Origin of the sequence: Mesorhizobium sp. M0317 (assembly GCF_040321555.1) — a bacterium.
GTDB lineage: Bacteria > Pseudomonadota > Alphaproteobacteria > Rhizobiales > Rhizobiaceae > Mesorhizobium.
This window is the reverse complement of record NZ_JAMYRV010000108.1, coordinates 1-762: the sequence shown is the minus strand read 5'-3', so window position 1 is coordinate 762 and position 762 is coordinate 1. Positions and strand designations below refer to the sequence as shown.

General features: G+C 55.8%; 1 protein-coding gene. It reads left to right on the top strand.

Going from position 1 to position 762, the window contains the following annotated elements; translation table 11 throughout:
* The first annotated feature begins 10 nt into the window (after positions 1-10).
* Positions 11-736 (top strand): two-component system response regulator VirG, encoded by a 726-nt coding sequence (gene virG / locus NKI88_RS31730; protein ID WP_023685159.1) that lies wholly within the window; start codon positions 11-13, stop codon positions 734-736.
* Positions 737-762: the final 26 nt, after the last annotated feature.

Genomic DNA, 762 nt, shown 5'->3' with positions numbered 1-762 from the left:
AGGTGTGCCGTTGAAACATGTTCTTGTCATTGACGATGATGCCGCAATGCGGCGCCTCATCGCCGAGTATCTCACGATGCATGCCCTGAAGGTAACCGCAGTCCACGATAGCAAGCAGTTTGACTATGTTCTTTCACGTGAGCCAGTCGATCTCGTGGTTGTTGACCTTAACCTAGGCCGGGAGGATGGACTTGCGATCGTCCGCAATCTGGCGACAAAATCGGATGTTCCTATCATAGTGATCAGCGGCGACCGGCTTGATGAGGCGGAAAAAGTGGTTGCACTGGAGCTCGGCGCAACCGATTTCATTCCCAAGCCTTTCGGGATGCGCGAATTCTTGGCCCGCATTCGAGTAGCGCTACGCCAGCGCATTTCTAGTCCGCGAACCAGAGAGCAGCGCTCATTTCGCTTTGGGGCCTGGAAGCTCAGCGTGAAGCAGCGGCGACTGATCTGTGCGGAGCGTGGCGAGGTCAAGCTTACCGCATGTGAGTTCAATCTGTTGATCGCATTTCTGGAGAACCCCCGCAACGTGCTATCCAGAGAACGGCTTTTGCTCGCGAGCCGAGTGCGTGGAGAAGAGGTGTACGATCGAAGTATCGATGTCCTAATCATGCGCTTGCGCCGAAAGCTGGAGGCTGATGCGGCCAACCCTCGCCTGGTCAAAACATCCCGTGGCGCAGGGTACTTCTTCAACGCTGACGTAGATGTTAGCTACGGAGGCACGTTGGCCGCGTGACAGTGAGCTATGCTGGAGATTGGGGT